At 45.6% G+C, this 428-nt stretch carries 1 protein-coding gene; it reads left to right on the top strand.

Annotated features, from left to right (window positions below; translation table 11 throughout):
* Window positions 1–428: HYR-like domain-containing protein (locus tag ACSVH6_RS13600; RefSeq protein WP_438079407.1), on the top strand; the 428-nt coding region annotated here is incomplete at both ends.

Below are 428 nucleotides of genomic sequence, written 5' to 3'. Positions count from 1 at the left end.
GCTGCTTTAGCAACGGCTCAGGCTGCTTTCCCTGTGGCAACTGACAACTGTGATGGTGATGTAACCAACATTGTAAAAACTTCAGGTGAGTTTGTAGCTAACGAAGGATGTGCTAATGCAGGTACTTATACCAACACTTGGACTGTAGCTGATGCTTGTGGCAATACTTCTGCTGTGTTTACTCAGGTAATCACTGTTCAGGATACTACGGCCCCTACTTGGACTACTGCTGCCGGTTCGCTTGATGCTACTGTAGAATGTAGCGATGCTACTGCTTTAGCAACGGCTCAGGCTGCTTTCCCTGTCGCTTCTGATTTATGTGATGCTGATGTAACCAACATTGTAAAAACTTCAGGTGAATTTGTAGCTAACGAAGGATGTGCCAATGCAGGTACTTATACCAACACTTGGACTGTAGCTGATGCTTG

It is taken from the genome of Flavobacterium sp. XGLA_31, from assembly GCF_051547105.1.
GTDB lineage: Bacteria > Bacteroidota > Bacteroidia > Flavobacteriales > Flavobacteriaceae > Flavobacterium.
Note: the sequence above shows the minus strand (reverse complement) of the source record. Positions and strands in the feature narration are given on the sequence as shown.